Origin of the sequence: Dyella mobilis, assembly GCF_016904945.1 — a bacterium.
Taxonomy (GTDB): Bacteria; Pseudomonadota; Gammaproteobacteria; order Xanthomonadales; family Rhodanobacteraceae; genus Dyella_B; species Dyella_B mobilis.
In genome coordinates this window covers 76,852-93,981 of the sequence record NZ_JADIKF010000030.1, presented here as the reverse complement: position 1 = coordinate 93,981, position 17,130 = coordinate 76,852, and the positions used below count along the sequence as shown (strand labels likewise).

12 protein-coding genes are annotated in these 17,130 nt (G+C 62.5%); 4 read left to right on the top strand and 8 right to left on the bottom strand.

Annotated features, from left to right (window positions below; genetic code table 11):
- The 4 genes from ISS99_RS01330 to ISS99_RS01315 form a co-directional block, all read right to left on the bottom strand.
- Window positions 1–507 carry a hypothetical protein gene (locus ISS99_RS01330; RefSeq protein ID WP_204629762.1) on the bottom strand — a complete coding sequence of 169 codons (507 nt, stop codon included), beginning with the start codon at window positions 505–507 and terminating at the stop codon, window positions 1–3.
- A 134-nt stretch (window positions 508–641) separates the two neighbouring features.
- On the bottom strand, window positions 642–1,427 hold the full coding sequence (locus ISS99_RS01325) for a LytR/AlgR family response regulator transcription factor (protein WP_204629761.1): 786 nt from the start codon (window positions 1,425–1,427) through the stop codon (window positions 642–644).
- Window positions 1,424–2,527, bottom strand: coding sequence for a sensor histidine kinase (locus ISS99_RS01320; protein WP_204629760.1), 1,104 nt, complete (start codon window positions 2,525–2,527; stop codon window positions 1,424–1,426). Before ISS99_RS01320 ends, ISS99_RS01325 begins: the two co-directional genes overlap by 4 nt.
- A gap of 102 nt (window positions 2,528–2,629) precedes the next feature.
- On the bottom strand, window positions 2,630–4,657 hold the full coding sequence (locus ISS99_RS01315) for a bifunctional 2',3'-cyclic-nucleotide 2'-phosphodiesterase/3'-nucleotidase (RefSeq protein WP_204629759.1): 2,028 nt from the start codon (window positions 4,655–4,657) through the stop codon (window positions 2,630–2,632).
- A gap of 169 nt (window positions 4,658–4,826) precedes the next feature.
- Here ISS99_RS01315 and ISS99_RS01310 point away from each other — a divergent pair, with 169 nt between their 5' ends.
- Both ISS99_RS01310 and ISS99_RS01305 read left to right on the top strand, forming a co-directional pair.
- Window positions 4,827–6,539, top strand: coding sequence for an LTA synthase family protein (locus ISS99_RS01310; protein WP_284343860.1), 1,713 nt, complete (start codon window positions 4,827–4,829; stop codon window positions 6,537–6,539).
- An 83-nt stretch (window positions 6,540–6,622) separates the two neighbouring features.
- Window positions 6,623–7,627 (top strand): cupin-like domain-containing protein, encoded by a 1,005-nt coding sequence (locus tag ISS99_RS01305; RefSeq protein ID WP_204629758.1) that lies wholly within the window; start codon window positions 6,623–6,625, stop codon window positions 7,625–7,627.
- 46 nt (window positions 7,628–7,673) lie between these two features.
- Here ISS99_RS01305 and nagA read toward each other — a convergent pair whose 3' ends face one another.
- The 4 genes from nagA to ISS99_RS01285 form a co-directional block, all read right to left on the bottom strand.
- On the bottom strand, window positions 7,674–8,834 hold the full coding sequence (gene nagA / locus ISS99_RS01300) for an N-acetylglucosamine-6-phosphate deacetylase (protein WP_204629757.1): 1,161 nt from the start codon (window positions 8,832–8,834) through the stop codon (window positions 7,674–7,676).
- Complete coding sequence (locus ISS99_RS01295; protein ID WP_204629756.1) at window positions 8,834–9,868, bottom strand: SIS domain-containing protein; 1,035 nt, start codon at window positions 9,866–9,868, stop codon at window positions 8,834–8,836. Before ISS99_RS01295 ends, nagA begins: the two co-directional genes overlap by 1 nt.
- 133 nt (window positions 9,869–10,001) lie before the next feature.
- Window positions 10,002–11,030: a LacI family DNA-binding transcriptional regulator gene (locus ISS99_RS01290; protein WP_204629755.1), complete on the bottom strand. Its 1,029-nt coding sequence runs from the start codon at window positions 11,028–11,030 to the stop codon at window positions 10,002–10,004.
- 233 nt (window positions 11,031–11,263) lie between these two features.
- Window positions 11,264–12,550 (bottom strand): sugar MFS transporter, encoded by a 1,287-nt coding sequence (locus tag ISS99_RS01285; RefSeq protein ID WP_204629754.1) that lies wholly within the window; start codon window positions 12,548–12,550, stop codon window positions 11,264–11,266.
- Window positions 12,551–12,961: 411 nt separating this feature from the next.
- On the opposite strand from ISS99_RS01285, the gene glk reads away from it, so the two are divergent.
- Window positions 12,962–13,993: a glucokinase gene (glk, locus tag ISS99_RS01280; RefSeq protein ID WP_204629753.1), complete on the top strand. Its 1,032-nt coding sequence runs from the start codon at window positions 12,962–12,964 to the stop codon at window positions 13,991–13,993.
- A 134-nt stretch (window positions 13,994–14,127) separates the two neighbouring features.
- A complete protein-coding gene (locus ISS99_RS01275; RefSeq protein ID WP_204629752.1) occupies window positions 14,128–17,100 on the top strand; it encodes a TonB-dependent receptor in 2,973 nt (990 codons plus the stop codon).
- The last annotated feature ends 30 nt before the right edge of the window (window positions 17,101–17,130 follow it).

Below are 17,130 nucleotides of genomic sequence, written 5' to 3'. Positions count from 1 at the left end.
TCAATCCTTTTTGGAAACACCCGGGTCCATCGTGTAGATGATCGAATTGATTTTCCAGCCGTCGGGCGTGTTCAACAGTTGCCAGGTCTCGCTGCCCTGGTTGTTGAGCTTTCCCTTGTCGAGATAGACGAAATCGAAATACACCGCAGCGATATTGCCGTCGGTGTGGATCATTACATTGGAAAATTTTTCTTCCTGTGGATCGGGATTGCCGGTGACAAATCCGATGAAGTCCTCGTAGCTTCCTCCGTGTACGCGTGTGGTGCCGGGAAATTTCTGCTGCATGGCTCGATACGCCGGCGCCGTCGCCACGCTGAACCAGGAGTTGGAGCCCGGATAAAACAGGCTGGCGAGCAACGCGCGGTCCTTTTTGATGATTCCCGCCTGAAAATCGTGGACCACTTGCTGGATCTGTTGCGTGGCCTTTTCAATATCGGCATTCGGCGCCGCCGCGGCGTGGGCGGAACCGGCAAACGCCAGGCCGACTGCAAGCAACACGTGCTTCATGAAGCATTCTCCCGAGTTGAACATCGCCAGGCCCCGCATGGGCAGGCTCGCTGTGGCGACTATAAAAGTCGGGAAAGACGGCCGGCCCGGAAATGCGCCGAAACGGTGGATGCTTGCGACGAACCGTTTCGGCCTCAGCCGGCACTGGCAGAAAGTGGTTGCCCTGCCAGCGTGGTGCGCAAGGCTTCGCCGTAGGTGCGGCTGGCGCGCAGGGGCGTGCCGTCGCGCAGCCTGAGCAGGCAGTCGCGGTTGGAAAGCGTCTGCATTTCTGCGATCCGGTCCACGCGCACGATGGTCGAACGATGAATGCGCACGAACTGGGTCGGGTCCAGCCGCAGGGCCAGCTTGTGCAGCGGTTCGCGTAGCAGATGTGCCTTGCCTCGTACGTGCAATCCGGCGTAATCGCCCATGGCTTCGATCCAGTCGATCTCGCCGGCGGCAACGACGGCCACGCGATGACCAACGCGAACGGTAAAGCGCTGGGCGTATTTTGGTGCGTCCGGTTCGCCGGCCAGCAATGCCTGCAGCCGAGGCTGCTGTGCCATGGCACGACGGGAAACGAGCGCATCGCGGGCGCGGTCCAGGGCTTCGGCAAAGCGATCGTCGTCGATCGGCTTGAGCAGGTAATCCAGTGCGTGCACTTCGAAAGCATGCAGCGCAAATCGATCGTAAGCGGTAAGAAATACCGTCATCGGCCGTTCGGACGGCGCCAGTGAGCGCAAGGTCTCCAGCCCGCTCATGCCGGGCATCTGCACGTCCATGAAAACCAGGTCGGGCGCGTGGGTGACGATCGCGGCCAGCGCCGTTTCGCCATCCGCCGCTTCGCCGACCAGTTCGACATCGGCATGGCGTGTCAGTCGCGAAGTGATACCTCGGCGCGCCAGCGGCTCGTCATCGACGACCAGTACGCGCATGCTCATGCTGCCTGGGCCGCTTCGTGCGATACATCCGCAGCGTGCCGATACGGCAGGTCGATGAGCACCTCGCAACGCCCGTCGTCGCCGACATCAAGCACAAAGCGATGATCGCCTTCGTAAAGATGGCGCAGGCGCTCGCGTACATTGCGCAGGCCGATCGATGAGGGGCCGGCGGTATCGTCCAGCGTGCGGACAGGCTTTCCGGCGACACCGTCATTGCGCAAGCGAAGATGCAGCCGTCCGGCTTCCAGCGCGGCTTCAATGTCCAGGCGGCCACCTTCCCGGCGCGGCGCAATGCCATGGCGGATCGCGTTCTCCACCAGCGGCTGCAACAACAGGTACGGTACGGCGGCATGCAGGGTATCGGGCCCGACGTGGACGGCGATGGCCAGCCGCTCGCCCAGGCGTGCCTTTTCGATGTCCAGGTAATGCTCGGTCAGTGCAAGCTCATCCGCCAGCGCCACTTCGTGGGCATGGCCGCTATCCAGCGTGGCGCGCAGGAAGTCCCCAAGCCGGGCGATCATGCGGGTGGCATCCTGTGTGCGTTCCTCCACCACCAGGGTGGAAATCGCGTTGAGCGTATTGAACAGAAAGTGCGGATGCAGTTGATAGCGCAGCGCTTTCAGCTCCGCATCCTTGGCCAGTGCCGTGGCAGACAGCGCGCGGCGATGCTCTTCCTGGTTGGCCAGGTAATAACCCATGCCCAGGTACGTGGCGCAATAGCCCATCAGCAAAAACCAGAACGACTGCATGCCGAGCAGTACATTGCTCCACTGGAAGCTGCCTTTGACTTCGCCCGTGTACAAGGCAAAGCGATATCCCAGGGTGGTTGCAAAAAAAGCCAGGGCAAACGTGGCGATCAACAGCACGACAGCACTTTTGCGCCACGGCGTTTGCCGGCGCCACAGCCGGCGCAATAGAAAAGTGATCGGCAATGCGGCCAGCGTATAAAACAGCAGTACAAAAACGTGGAACAGCGATTCGCGCGGCGGTTGATGGAGGACGGTAAGTACGCCGATCAAATTCGCGAATACGCAGGGACCCCAGCCGATCAAGAGGGTCAGCCACGGCGAGGGTGGCGCCAGGGGAAGGGTCTTGTGCATGCCGATGCCGCGATCTGGCCAGTAACGGCTGGCATCCTAACCCGACCCCCTGCTTGCTGCCGACCGGTCCAGCCAGCGGCAGCAGGCGGGGTACTCGCGGCCTCAGTGCGACAGATCGATCGAATACACCGCGGTACCGTCGCCGTCGTCCCGTATCTGCTTGACGTTGTGCAGCCCGTCGGTTTCGGCCACCGCCTGCTTGTCGCTGGCGGAGGTGAACACCACGGGGCCGCGCGTTTTCAAGCGCGCGAAATGCCAGGACGTTGCCGGCAGGTCCTGGCTGGAAAGCGAGGGATGCTGCTGCAGCCAATGCGCCAGGATTTCACGCGTGCCATCCGGTGCGGCAAGTACCACGTTGTTGCCGTCGAGCCCGGGGAAATGCCCGCCGCCGCTGGCCCGATAGTTGTTGGTGACGACCACGAAGGTTTCCCCGGGGATCACGCGCTTGCCGCGGTAAGTGAGCTTCTCGATGCGCTGGCCTGCCGGCTTGGAGACGTCGATCGTATAGGCGATGCCGCCCTGGATCTGGTCGAAGTTGTAGCCGACGTATTTCTCATTGATGAGCTGTTGCTCGCCGGTCGCGTGCGGATCGATTTGATTGAAGCGCCGCGCGGATTGTTCAAGCCATGCTTTCAAGCCGCTGCCGTCGATTTTTACCGCCGTCAGCGTGTTCGGATAGAAATACAGATCCGCTGCGCTGCGCAACGTAAGCGGGCCAGGCTGCACGTCGGTGTAGTCGTCCGGGCCGCCAAAACCGGTGCGGAACGCGGCGGCCGAGCCCAGTACCGGTGTCTTGGCCAGTTCCGGATGAGCCGAAGGCAGTTCCTGCCGTACGTAATCGATCTGCGCTGCGTTCACGGGGGCGAGCGCGCTCATGTCGCCCTCGTCGGCAAAATAGCTGCTCATGCGCAGCGTGCTCTGTCCGATCGGCGTGTTGACGTAATCGATCGCGGACTGTTGCAACTTGCCCACCACCAGCTTGATCTGCGGATCGGCCTGCACACAGTTCGACGCGGACACCGAGGGCTTGCCGTCTTTGATCACCGGCGGACAAATCGGCCACACCTGGCTGAACGTCTTCCCTTTGTCGATCGTCCAATGATTCTGCTGGCGCACCAGGGCCAGGCGGATGACGCCCAGGTCCTTGCCGAAGAAGCCGCCCATCACCGCCGGTACGCCGCGCACGAAACCGTGCTGGTCGTCCACGTCCTGCAGGTGCGCGAAACGCGGGCCGGGGAAGTCGGTGTGTTCGTGCCCCATCAGCAGCACATCGATGCCCGGCACGCCGGCCAGGTACCAGCCGCCGTTTTCCATGTCGGGGGTATACGGCGCGTCATTCATGCCGCCGTGCAGGATCGCGATGACCAGGTCCGGGTGCTGCGCCTGGATTTCCGGCAGGTATTTCCGGGCTGCCTCGACCACGCCGGTCACGGTGACCTTGCCTTCCAGGTTCTGCTTGTCCCATTGCATGATCGGCGGCGGGGTGAAGCCGATGATGGCGATCTTCAAGGGAACGCTCAGCTGGCTGCCGTCAGGCGTGTAGGCGGCGACCTTGCGTTCGATCATCGTCCACGGCTTGAAAATCGGCTTGCCGTCGCGCGCGCTGTTCACGTTGGCCAGCACCAGCGGGTAGTGCGGGCCAGCGCAAGGGTGCTGGCCGGCGCCGTCCACGTTCATCGGCGTGCCGGTGACCTGCGAGAGATAGGGCAGGCCGTAGTTGAACTCGTGGTTGCCGATGGTGCCGCCGTCATAGCCGATGGCGTCCATGCTGCGGTAGATCGCAAGTTCCTGCCCGCAGTCGATTTTTTGCACCTGGGCCTGGTAGTCGGCCAGCACGCTGCCCTGGATGGTGTCGCCGGCATCGAACAGGAAGCTGTTGGTGAACTGGCTGCGCGCCTTGCGTATCAGCGTGACAGTGCGCTCGAACCCGAGCGTGGGGTCCACTTTCTGCTTGTAGTAGTCGTAGCTGAGGATATTGGAGTGCAGGTCGGTGGTTTCCAGCACCGCGACGTCGGCCCGCAGCCCGTCGGGAAGCGGCTTGGCCTGTGCGGCCGGGCGCGGCTGGCTGGCGCACCCGGCGAGCGCCATGGCAAGGGCAAGGGCGGGAAAGCGGGCAGAACGAAGGAGCATGGGGATTCCGGCGACAGGCTTGCAGACCATGAACCTAGCAGATATGGGTGACAATCCGCCTCTGGCATGGGCCAATTTGACGACAAAAAGGCTTTAAAATGACGCCATTTTGACAGCCACAGAACGATGCGCCACCCCACGAGGCGGCGCCGCACCAGGGGGATTCCACGTGACATTGAGCTCGTTTCGCACGACGCGAAGCCGCGCGACGACGATTTGCGCCGTCGCTTTCTTCGCCATCTGCATCTGGTTTACCGCTTGGCAGGAGCCGCTGCAGGAGCAGCGCGACTTCGTCTCCGCCTTGATGCTGTGCGTGCTTGGCGTGTCGCTGTTTGCCTTTGCGCGCATGGCATTTGCCCTGGTTTTCAGCGGAGGCCTGTTCCTGCTGTTGCGCGCGATCACCGTGTTGAAAGAAGAGTATCTGGAATCGCCGCTGATGCCGGCCGATTTCGTTTATTACGTACGCTCTAGCCTGTTCGAAACGCTGCGCCGCTATCCCAATATCTATAGCGTGGGGATTTGCGTCTTAATCGCGGTGCCTATCGTGCTGTGGTTGGCGTGGACGGGCGGCCGCCCCTTGTTTGCCGGCTTGCGCGCCTTGCCCAGAAGCCTGCTGCGCATCGGCGGCGTCGCCGCTTGTGCGCTGGCGTTCTGGGTGTGCCTGCTGCCTTCCGGTCCGTTTGCGCCGGTGCATGCGCGCGGCACCTGGGAAAAAATGTCCGACGATGCGGACCTGACCAATTTCTTCGTCAATCTGCGCGACTCCAGCGTGCACGTGCCGGCGGCTTCGGATGACGCTGCTGCCGAGCGCGACTGGCAGGCGACGGCTACCGGTGTTCCGGGCACGGTGGATGCCAGCCAATACCCGGATATCGTGCAGGTGCTGGAAGAAAGCACCTTCGATCCCGCGCCGTACACCCATTGCACCGTGCCGGCATGCGACCTGGCGATGTTCAAGCCCGATGCACGCACGCGCGGCACGGGTGTCATGCGCGTGCATACGTTCGGCGGCGGCACCTGGGTTAGCGAATTCGCCGCGCTCAGTGGCATGCCGCAGGACATTTTCGGCCCCGGCGGCATGTATGCGCCGTACGTGTTGGCGCCGCACTTGCGCGACTCGCTGCCGCAGCAGTTGCGCAGGCTGGGCTATCTCACGGTGGCGATCTATCCCACCCACGGCGAATTTCTCAACGGCCGCGATGCCTACAAGGCCTACGGTGTCGATCACTTCTACGGCGCGGGCGAACTCGGCCTGGACGACTGGGATGAAACCGATGCGCAGATGTTTGCCGCCGCCAAGCAGGTCTACGACAAGCTGAAAAAGCCGGGCCAACCGGTCTTCATCATGGTGCTGACGATCAACCAGCACGGGCCGCACAACGATCCGATGTCGACGCTGCCCAAGCCGTTCCAGAACCTGCTGCAAGGGTTGCCGCCGGCGACAGCGCTGAATTTCGATACCTACCTGCAGCGCCTGCACGATTCGGACGTGGCGATGAAGGGGCTCGAACACGATTTCCTCGACCGCGCGCAGCCGACGGTGCTGGTGCACTTCGGCGATCACCAGCCGTCGTTCGACGACCTGATGCGCACCTTGCCGCGCACGTTGCCGTCAGCGCTGGTGCCGTACCAGGACTACCTCACCTATTACATGATCAAGAGCAACGTGCCCGGCCCGGCGCTGCCGACGTATCCGATGCTGGATATCGCGCATTTGCCCGGCATGGTCCTGAAAGCGGCGGGCTTGCCGATGGACCCTTACTTCTCCGCCCTCACCTCGTTGCGCGAACGCTGCAACGGCCTGTACGCCGACTGTGCGGACAAGAACCTGGTGAAGTCGTATTACGGCTGGATCTTCAACCGGCTGCACGTTTACCAATAGACAGGCAGATGGCCGCCGGCGCGAGCAAACGCCGGCCTGCCGCGGCGCTATGATGAGCGCACACGTTTTCCTTCCGGACACGCATGCCGACGCCCATCGAGGAATTCCAGGGTTCTCTTTCGTCGATAACGATCGACGACTTTGCCGGCCGCGATCGCCCGTTGGTGATCCGCGGACTGGCGCGGGATTGGCCGCTGGTGGTGTTGGCACGCCAATCGGATGCCGCTTTCGCGCGCCGGCTTGGCGAACTGGATAACGGCACGCCGGTGGATACGCTGGTCATGCCGCCGAGCGAAGATGGAGTAGTCGGCTACAACGCCGACCTGAGCGGATTCAATTATCGCCACCATCGGGTACCGATCACGCAAGGCTTGCAGCGCCTGGCGCAGTACAGTCGTGAGCACAGCGCAGAAGGGCTGGCCATTCAAAGCGCCGCGATAAGTACGTGCGCGCCTGGCTTTTCCGCAGAACATCGCCTGCCGTTCATGGGTGCTCAGATAGAGCCGCGCATGTGGATCGGCAACAAGGTAGTGACGCCAGCCCACTTCGACGAGTACTACAACATCGCCTGCGTCGTATGCGGACGGCGTAAATTCACGTTGTTCGCACCGGAGCAGGTGCGCAATCTGTACGTTGGTCCGCTGGATTTTGCGCCGACAGGTTCGGCCATCAGCATGGCGCGACTGGACCGGCCTGAAGACCCGCGGTTTCCAAGGTTGAAGGATGCGCTGGCCGCAGCGTACGACGGGGTGCTGGAGCCCGGCGACGCGATCTACATCCCTCCGCTGTGGTGGCACCACGTTGCCTCGCTCGAACGGCTGAACGCACTGGTGAACTATTGGTGGAAACCGGTGATGGACGGCGTGCCTGCCACGCGTTCGGCGATGGGTTTCCTCATGCACGGATTGCTCAGCGTGCGTTCGCTTTCACCGGCGGAGAAAAACGCCTGGCGGTCGCTCCTGGATTACTACCTGTTCGGGGATGAAGATCCTGCCGCGCACATTCCCGACGAAAAGCGCGGTGTGCTGGCTGCGCTGACGCCGGAGCTGGCCGAAAAGCTCAAGCAGATCGTGTTGCGCCAACTTTAAATTCCGCGATACCCGCCCCTGTCGCGCAGGGGGGCATGCAGAGCGATCAATTCACCGCATACGCGATCCCGTCCACCCAGGTTTCGCGCACGGTAAGCGTATCGTCCATCACCGCGAAGTCCGCGCGATACCCCGCCGCAATGCGGCCGTGCGTGCGATCCAGGCCGATCCACGCCGCCGGATAGCTGCTTGCCATCCGCGAGGCCTCGGCCAGCGGCAGGCCCAGCATCTGCACCGCGTTGCGGACGGCACCGGCCATGTCCAGGCCGGAACCCGCCAGTACGCCCGCTTCGCTCTGGCAGATGCCGTCGCGCATCACGATGGTCTGGCCGTTGAGCGTGTAAGTGGGATTGTCGCTGCCGACCGGCGGCATCGCATCGGTCACCAGCACGCACTTGCCGCGTGTTTTTGCGGCAATCGCCACGCGCAAGGCGGCTGGGTGCACGTGGTGGCCGTCCACGATCAGGCCGCACCAGCTGTGCGGATCGTCGAGCGCGGCACCCACCACACCCGGATCGCGGCTGCTGAGCGGCGTCATGGCGTTGTACAGATGCGTGAAACCGCGCACGCCGGCATCGAGTGCGGCGCGCGTGGTGGCGTAGTCGGCCGCGGTGTGGCCCGCGACCACGATGACACCCGCTTCGCTCAGCCGTGCGATGGTGATCGGCGACACCTGGTCGGGTGCCAGCGTCAGCATCACGGCGCCGCGATGCGGTGCGGTAAGCGCCTCGATGTCGCTCTCGTCCGGATAGCGGAATAGGTCGGCATTGTGGATGCCCTTGCGTGCGTTCGCGAGAAACGGGCCTTCCACGTGAATGCCGAGAATGCCGGGAATGCGCTGCTCGATCGCGTCGTCCACCGCGTCGAGCGCCTCGCGCATTTTTTCGGCCGTGTCGGTAATCAGCGTCGGCAGCATGCCGGTGGTGCCGAATTTGCGGTGCGCCTGGGCGATGCCGCGCAAGGTTTCAACAGTGGGTGCATCGTTGAACAGCAGGCCGCCGCCGCCGTTGACCTGCACGTCGATAAAGCCCGGCAGCAGCAGGCGACCTTGCAGGTCGTGGCGTTGCGCGTCGGCCAGGCGCGGATCGTTGTCCGCAACGAGGGCGACGATGCGTTTGCCGCGCACCAGCACGGCGAGGCCCTCGCGCGGAAGGTGATCGTCGACGACGCGGCCGTTGACCAGGGCAAGCAAAGGATTGACTGGCATTACACCGTCTCCGTGACCTTGCGCAAATGCGGCGGTACGTCGGGATCGTAACCGCGTGCGAGCGACAGCGCGCTGGCGGCGCGATAGAAACTCTGCACGGCGAGCAGCGGCGTGACGATGGGTTCGATGCCGGTCGGCAGCGGCAGCGCGTCGGCGCCTTCGGCACCGGGTGCGGCCACCCACACGCGCGCGCCGCGCGAGCGGAACTCGGCGGCGACGGCGAGGGTGTTTTCCAGCGTGCCGTCGTCCTGGGCCAGGAACAGCACCGGGAAACCGGCGCCGACCAGGGCCATCGGGCCGTGCTTCACTTCCGCCGCGCTGAATGCCTCGGCATGCAGGCCGCAGGTCTCCTTCAATTTCAGCGCGGCTTCCAGTGCCGCGCCAAAACCATAGCCGCGGCCGACGACGTAAAGGTTGTGCACGTCGACCAGGCCGTTTTCCAGCGGACTCCAGTTGCCTTCCCAGCCATGGCGCAGATCCTGCGGCAGGCGCGCGATGGCATCGTGCAGTTTCTGGTCATCGCTCCAGTACGCGGTCAGCTGCAATACCGCCGCCAGTGTGGCGAGATAGCTCTTGGTGGCCGCCACGCTGTGTTCGGGGCCGGCGCGCAGCGGAATCACGGTGTCGGCCAGTCCGGCCAGCGGCGAGTCTTCCACGTTGACCATGGCCACCACGTAGGCACCTGCTTCCTTGGCGGCTTGCGCGCTGCGCAGCAGGTCCGGGCTTTTGCCCGACTGGGAGATGGCCAGGAACAGTGCGCCGTCGAGTTTCAGGTCGGCATCGTAGATGGAGGAGATCGAGGGCGATGCTGATGCGGTGACCAAGCCGAGGCGGGTTTCGAATACGTATTTCGCATACGCCGCCGCGTGATCGGAGCTGCCGCGGGCGCAGGTGACGATGAAGCGCGGCGGCTGTGTGCGCAGGCGTTCGCCGAGCGCTTTCAGCAGCCCGGCATTCTGTGTCAGTTGTCGTTCGACCGTGGCGGCGCTTTCCTGCGCCTCGTTGTACATCAGGGTATCGCGAGCGGATTTCATGAGAGCTCCAGAGCAAAAGTCGCGGGCAGCGCTACGCCTTGCGCGCATGCTTCGATGCGCACAGCAGCAGGCGGCCGCGTGGGATAGGGAAGGGAGAGGGCGATCGCGGGACCGAGCGGGTCCCGCGAAGAAATCAGGTTTGCCGCGGAGGCGCCGTGGAGCCGCGAACCACCAGTTCGGGCATGAAGCCCTCGTTGGCCGGTTCGCCGTCCTGGTGCTGCAGGCCGCTCATCAGACGCAGGGCGGCATGCCGTCCGATCTCGCTGGTCGATTGCCGCGCCGTGGTGAGTGCGGGCCAGGCCTGCTTGGAAAACGGGCTGTCCTCGAAGCCTGCGATGGACAGATCCCATGGCACATCCAGTCCGGCCGAACGCGCCGCGGCCAGCACACCGGCCGCGATTTCGTCGTTGCAGCCGAAGATGGCAGTGGGCGGTTCCTTCAGAGCCAGCAATTTGCGTGCACCGCGGAAACCGTCGTCGAACGCATAGCGGCCCGGCAGGATCAGCTTGCGGTTGATCGCGATGCCGTAATCCTTCAGCGCGTCCGCATAGCCCTGATAGCGTTCCGGGCTGGAGCGGTGATGCGGTTCGCCCCACAAAAAGCCGATGCGCGTGTGGCCGAGCTGGATCAAATGCTCGGTGATCGCATAGGCCGCGTCGTGGTCGTCCACGTACACGCAGGGCATGCCGTCCTTGGGATCTTCGCGCGAAGCGATGATGCGCACAAAGTCCACCTCGTGCGCTCTGAGCTTCGCCAGCAGGGCCGATTGCTCGGACATCGGCGGCGCCAGGATCAATCCGGCCAGACGCGCGCGCTGCACCAGCGAAACCAGTTCTTCGGCCAAACCCGGCGCGGTCGAGTCGCAGGGATATATCTGCAACCCGAAACCCCGCTCGCGGCATGCCGACAGCACCCCGTTCTGCATGTCGATCACGTAGTGCGCGTTCGGGTTGTCGTAGACCAGGCCGATGGCATACGCGTGCGTACTGCTGCGCAAGCTGCGGGCCGACGGATCCGGGCGGTAGCCGAGTTGCTCGATCGCCCGTTCCACCTTTTCGCGGGTTTCCGAGCGCACAGCCGCTTCGTGGTTGATCACGCGCGAAACGGTCTTCAGCGACACGCCAGCGTGTTTGGCGACATCCTTGATAGTGGGACTGTGCAACGAGGGATCCTCCCGGGTATGGGGTAGGCATCTTAGAGATGCGCCGTGCCCCGTCAACGGGTCGAGTAAAAGCCGCGGGATTGCCGGCGTTTGAGAGCCTGTTTACGACCGGCACGCGGCCCCCGTCCGGGAGCCCCGTGCCACCGTATCCCGCCTTGCTGCCCGACAACCGTGCAGGCACGACGGAGACTGTGCGGTGGTTATAAACAGGCCCTGACATCGTCGATTATGCCTCAGCCTGCGTGAGTGCCCACGTTGTGGCCGCGTACGCCGTAATACAGGATGTAGAGATAGCACGGCACTATGACAATCACGAACGCGAGCTGGAAATCGATGTATTGCTTCAGGTGCACAAAGGCCTGCGGCAACAGTGCGCCGCCCACGATACCCATGATCAGCAGTGCCGAGCCGAGCTCGGTATGACTGCCCAGCCCTTTGATTGCCAGCGGGAAGATCGCCGGCCACATCATTGCGTTGGCAAAGCCAAGAGCGGCCACAAACGCCACCGACGTGTAGCCGTGGGTCACATAGGCGCCGATGGCGAACAGCACGCCCATTACCGCCGAAACGGCCAGGTAGCTTTGCTGCGAAATGAAGCGCGGAATCACCGCCAGACCGACCAGGTACCCCACCAGCATGGCGGCCATGGTGAACGCGGTGAAATGCGAGGTCACTTGCAACGGCAGGCCGAAGCCCTGGCCATAGGTGTTGATGGCATCGCCGGCCATCACCTCCACGCCGACATACAGGAACAGGCACAGCACGCCCAGCCACAGGTGCGGGAAGCTGAAAATGCCGCCTTTGGCGTGGCCGATCGAGTTTTCGCTGTTTGCACCGGAAGGTTTGATTTCCGGTAGCGAGGACAGCAGGATCCACACCGCAATCAGCATCAGCAAGCCGGCCAGGATCACATAAGGCCAGAACACGTGCGCAGCGAAATCAGTGAGCATGGCGTCGCGCTCGGGACCCATGGGCATCGCCGTCACTTTGCCGAGAAAGGTGTCGATCCCCTTCATCACCAATGCGCCGAATGCCAGCGGGGCCACGAAACCGGCCACTTTGTTGCAGATGCCCATCAGCGCGATGCGCCATGCAGCGCTTTCGATCGGCCCGAGAATGCTGATGTACGGGTTGGCCGCCGTCTGCAGCAAGGACAGGCCGGCGCCGATCACGAACAGGCCGGTCAATGCGCCTGGATAAATGCGGATGCGCGCGAACTCGCCGAACAGCACCGCACCGATCGCCATGATGAAAAGGCCCAGCACCATGCCCTTTTTCATGCCGGTGCGCTTGAGTACTGCGCCCGCAGGCAGGGCGAGCACGAAATACGACACGTAGAACGCAAAAGGCACCAGGAAAGCGTTGATGTCGTCGAGCGTAAAGGCCACCTTCACGAACGAAATCAGCGGCCCGTTAAGCCAGGTAAAAAAACCCATGACGAAGAACAGCACGCCGATGATGACCATCGGCAGCAATGTCGACGTGCGTGACGCGTCGGCGGTTAACGTGGTGGACGACATGAACACTCCCCGTGAAAGACCCGATGCCGGCGATGGCGTTTGACCTCACCGTACCGGCCTTTATTGTCCTCAAGGCACAACGTTGTCAATCGACGGTGAAGAATGGACTCCGACAACGTGCGTCATCGGGGTGGACCCGGGTCTCGACGTGGTGCGTTGCAACACTCCGTTTTGTAGGTCTTTTGACCTGTCTGCCGTTCTATTAATTTATTTAAATTCATATATTTAAGTAAATTTCATCGTGATGGCACCTGCGCTTATTTCGCAGCGCCGCAACGCTAAGTCCAAGACATTCTTTACGACCTGTTGACAGCGTTGTCATTCCTGACCAGACTCCGCCAACAACGCCGTGCCTGGGACGGGTACTACGAGCTTCGTAGGTAAGCACGGCAAAAATGTGAGGGAGGGGGCGTGGCTCAGGCTGTCGTACGTGGCAATGCGCAAACGGTGCCGTCACTGGAACGGGCCTTTTTGGCCGCCGATGTCGGTGGCACCCATGCGCGCATCGGCCTGATTAGCCCCCGTCCGGACGGCCACCGTCCGGTGACGGTGCTCGAATACCGCCGCTATGCCTGCGCCGAATGGCCCAGCCTTACCGCGGTGCTGAAAGACTTCGTTTCGCAACTCAGCGCCAGCGCGCACGTGGATCGTTGTGCCGTCGCCAGCGCGGGCTATGTGCTGGGCGATGCCATCGTCAACGACAACCTGCCGTGGCCGGTGTCGATCCGCGAAATCCGCGAATCGCTTGGCATTGCCAGCCTGGCGGTGATCAACGATTTTGAAGCCGTGGCCTACGCCACCCAGTTCATGACCGGCGACGACGCAGCGCCCGTCATCGAAACCAGTGCGCCGCAAATGGAAGGGCCGGTGCTGGTGATGGGGCCTGGCACCGGTCTGGGTTCGGCGGTGCTGTTCCCCGGCAAGCCTCACGCCAGCGTGCTGGCGACCGAGGCTGGACAAGTCGCTCTGGCACCGGGCAACGAACTGGAAATCGAGATTCTGCGGCTGTTGGCGCGCGATCGCGCGCACGTCTCGTTCGAACACGCGCTTTCCGGCCCGGGCCTGATCAATCTCTACGGCGCCATCTGCACGTTGCGCGGCGTCACGCCAGCCTTGCAGATGCCCTCGGATGTCACGCGCAGCGCCATGGATCGCTCCGATGCGGCCGCGGTGGAAGCGTTGAACGTGTTCTGCGGATTGCTGGGCAGCTTCGTCGGCGACCTCGTGCTGCTGTACGGCGCGCGCGGCGGCGTCTATCTCGCCGGCGGCATCTTGCCGCAGATCCGCGAACTGCTGCTGTCGAGCACGTTTGCCGAGCGCTTTTTCAACAAGGGCGTGATGCGTCCTTATCTGCAACAGGTACCAGTGCGACTGATGGAGCACGGCCAGCTCGGGGTGATTGGTGCAGCCGGCCTGTATTTGGATGGTAAGCACGCTCATTGACGAGTGCGCCGAGCAACAACGTAAAGAACGTGGTTTTTTGGAAGCTAACCGGGCGCAAGCCCATCGTCACACAGCACGGGCATGCCGCGAACATTTTCCGTTGCTGAAAAAAATGCCTCTGAGGGGAGGAAGCCATGTCACATCGCAAGACCATGCTTGCCGCGAGCATCATCGCGGGTCTGTGCTTGTCCGGCGCCGCATACGCGCAAGACAACGGCCAGACGAGCACCAACAGCCAGACCAGCCAGACCGGCCAGCAGCAGAAGCCCGATTCGACCAAAGCCAAGGAGCTGAACACCATTACGGTGACCGGCATCCGCAACTCGGAAGCCATGTCGCTGGATCTGAAGAAGACCGCCGACGCTCACGTCGAAGTCGTTACTGCCCAGGACATCGGCAAGCTGCCGGCCAAGAACGTGGCCGACACGCTGGAACGCCTGCCTGGCGTGAACATCAGCGACGCCGCCGGTTCCGAAGGCGGCTTCGACGAAGCCGATCGCGTCAGCTTGCGCGGCACCTCGCCGTCGTTGACCCTGACCTCCGTCAATGGTCACCCCGTCAGCTCCGGCGACTGGTTCGTGCTCAACGACAACAGTGGGCGCAGCGTCAGCTACAGCTTGCTGCCATCCGAAGTGGTAAGCGAAGTACAGGTGTACAAGAGCTCCGAGGCGAAGCTGCTGGAGGGCGGTGCCGCCGGTACCGTCGACATCATCACGCGCAAGCCGCTTGAATTCGACAAGCCGATCTATGGCGAAGCGTCCGTCGGCGGCGTGTATTCCGACCTGCCTGGCCAAACCAAGCCGCAGTTCAACGGGTTGTTCAACTGGAAAAACAGCGACAACACGTTTGGCGCCATGATCCAGGGCTTCTACGAAGAACGCAGCCTGCAGCGCGATGGCCAGGAAATGCTTGGCTACTCGTACATTCCCGCTACCTCGGCGCTGGCCACGGCGTATCCGAACCTGGCTGGAAAGTATTATCCCAACCTGCCGGGTGCGGCGCTGTTCCAACAGACGCGCAAGCGCAAGGGCGGCGTGCTCGACGTGGAATGGAAGCCACTCGACAACCTGACGCTCGACCTCAATGGCTTCTATTCCAAGATGGATGCCACGGACGTCAACTACAACTACATGTTGTACAACTTCAGCCACCTGCCGACGGCTACTGCGCTGAGCAACTACACGGTTTCGAACAACGTGCTCACCAGCGCGGGCTATCCCGGCGTGGCAGGCGTGACGCCCGGCGTTTACGACCAGATCTCGCGTCCGGGCGAGTCCGCTTCCAGCTGGTACGTGACGCTCGATGCGGATTGGAAGGTCACCCAGGATCTGAGCTTCAAGTTCGAAGGTGGCACCACCAAGGGCACCGGCAATACGCCCGAACAGGATGTGATGGAGTTGAATACCGGTAGCGGTCAGGCGGCCGGCTATTCGCAGAATGGCACGGGTTCGCCGGCCGATTGGTCGCTGGGTGGAACCAATAGCGCCAACAATCCCGGCAATACTTTCAGCTGGATCTTCGGCGAGCAGGACATTCACGTCATCGACAAGGAAAACTGGCTCAAGGCCGACGGCGAATTCGATTTCGACGATGCGGGAGCCTTGTCTTCGTTTGAATTCGGCGTGCGCTACGCGCATCACACACGCGAAAGCCTTACTGCCATCGGTCAGGGACCAGGCTGCAGCAACGGCCAGGCGCTTTCCTGGGGCGATTCGCCGTACTACTGCCCGCCTGGAGCCACCTCGGCGTACAACCCGGCGGTCTATCTGATGCCGGCCGGCGGCAGCTACCCGGGCAGCTTTGCCAGTGATCTTGGCGTCGGCGGCATGCCGTCCAACATCTGGACGTGGACGCCGGGGCAACTCGCCTACCTGGACAGCTTGTATGCCAGTCGGCCGTCCTCCAATGCGCCGGGCGCGATCACTAGCCGTGTCGATCCCACGCAGTTCTACAGGGTGAATGAGTGGGATAAGGCCGTCTATTTCCAGGCGAACTTCTCAACGGATCGTTGGAGCGGCAACGCAGGCGTACGCTGGTCCGGCACCAGCGAAGACATTGGCTACACCAGTGCTTCGCCGATCGAGTCCTCCTACTATCCGGAACCGGGTACGTTGTTCCTGCCAGGTACCGCCGTGGTCGGGCAGCCGTACTACTGGAACTTCTACCGCCACAGCTACAACAAGTTCCTGCCGAGCTTCAATCTGAAGTTCAACCTCAACGAGGACGGCAGCCTGTTGGCCCGCTTCGCCGCGTCGCAAACGTTGAGCCGGCAGGACTACAGCCAGTTGGCCGGACCGGTAACGCTCAACGATCCGCATACGCAGGACGGCATCGGCGGCGGCACCGGCAGCAACCCGTATTTGAAGCCGCTGATCTCCACCAACTTCGACGCGTCCCTGGAATGGTATTTCTCGGCACGCGGCCTGTTGTCGGCCAGCGTATTCAACATGGATCTGAAGAACTACTACGACTACGGCGGCGTCACCCGTACCTACGTCAACAACTATCTGACCAACAACCCGACCGCCAACCCGAACCACAATATCTACTTCAGCGACTATCTGGTCAGCGTGCCGGTCAATGTCGATGGCAACGTGAAGGGTGTGGAGCTGACCTACGTCCAGCCGATCGGCGACAACTTCGGTGTGGATACCAACTACACCTACAGCGACGGTCACGAGTCGGGCGGCACCTTGCTTTACAACCCCGACGGTTCGGTCGCCAACAACGTGGCGGCAGGCACCCGTCCGCTGATCGGCAATTCCAAGAACACCGTCAATCTGTCTGCCTACTATGAAGACACCAACTGGAATGCGCGTATCAGCTACACCTACCGTTCGTCGTTCTATGACGGCATGGAAGTGATCAGCACCGGCAATATTCCGCTGGAGCCCTATTTCCAGGCGGGTGCGGGTTACTTGTCGCTGTCGGCCGGCTACAAGCTCAACGATCACGTGAGCTTCTCGTTCGACGCGATGAACCTCAACAATCCGAAGCTGCGCTACTACGACGACGGCCGCCTGGCCGGACTCAACTTCGGCAAGGTGCCGGAAGCGTTCTACGTGAACGGCCGCCAGTACTACTTCAACGTGAACTTCAAGTTCTAACTTACTTCCCCGCCAAGGACCTGGCGATGA

Bases quoted from the DNA above. Each gene is read 5' to 3' on its own strand.
- ISS99_RS01325 (WP_204629761.1), bottom strand. From the start codon at position 1,427: ATGAGCATGCGCGTACTGGTCGTCGATGACGAGCCGCTGGCGCGCCGA.
- ISS99_RS01295 (WP_204629756.1), bottom strand. From the start codon at position 9,868: ATGAAATCCGCTCGCGATACCCTGATGTACAACGAGGCGCAGGAAAGC.
- nagA (WP_204629757.1), bottom strand. From the start codon at position 8,834: ATGCCAGTCAATCCTTTGCTTGCCCTGGTCAACGGCCGCGTCGTCGAC.
- ISS99_RS01320 (WP_204629760.1), bottom strand. From the start codon at position 2,527: ATGCACAAGACCCTTCCCCTGGCGCCACCCTCGCCGTGGCTGACCCTC.
- ISS99_RS01285 (WP_204629754.1), bottom strand. From the start codon at position 12,550: ATGTCGTCCACCACGTTAACCGCCGACGCGTCACGCACGTCGACATTG.
- ISS99_RS01330 (WP_204629762.1), bottom strand. From the start codon at position 507: ATGAAGCACGTGTTGCTTGCAGTCGGCCTGGCGTTTGCCGGTTCCGCC.
- ISS99_RS01305 (WP_204629758.1), top strand. From the start codon at position 6,623: ATGCCGACGCCCATCGAGGAATTCCAGGGTTCTCTTTCGTCGATAACG.
- ISS99_RS01315 (WP_204629759.1), bottom strand. From the start codon at position 4,657: ATGCTCCTTCGTTCTGCCCGCTTTCCCGCCCTTGCCCTTGCCATGGCG.
- ISS99_RS01275 (WP_204629752.1), top strand. From the start codon at position 14,128: ATGTCACATCGCAAGACCATGCTTGCCGCGAGCATCATCGCGGGTCTG.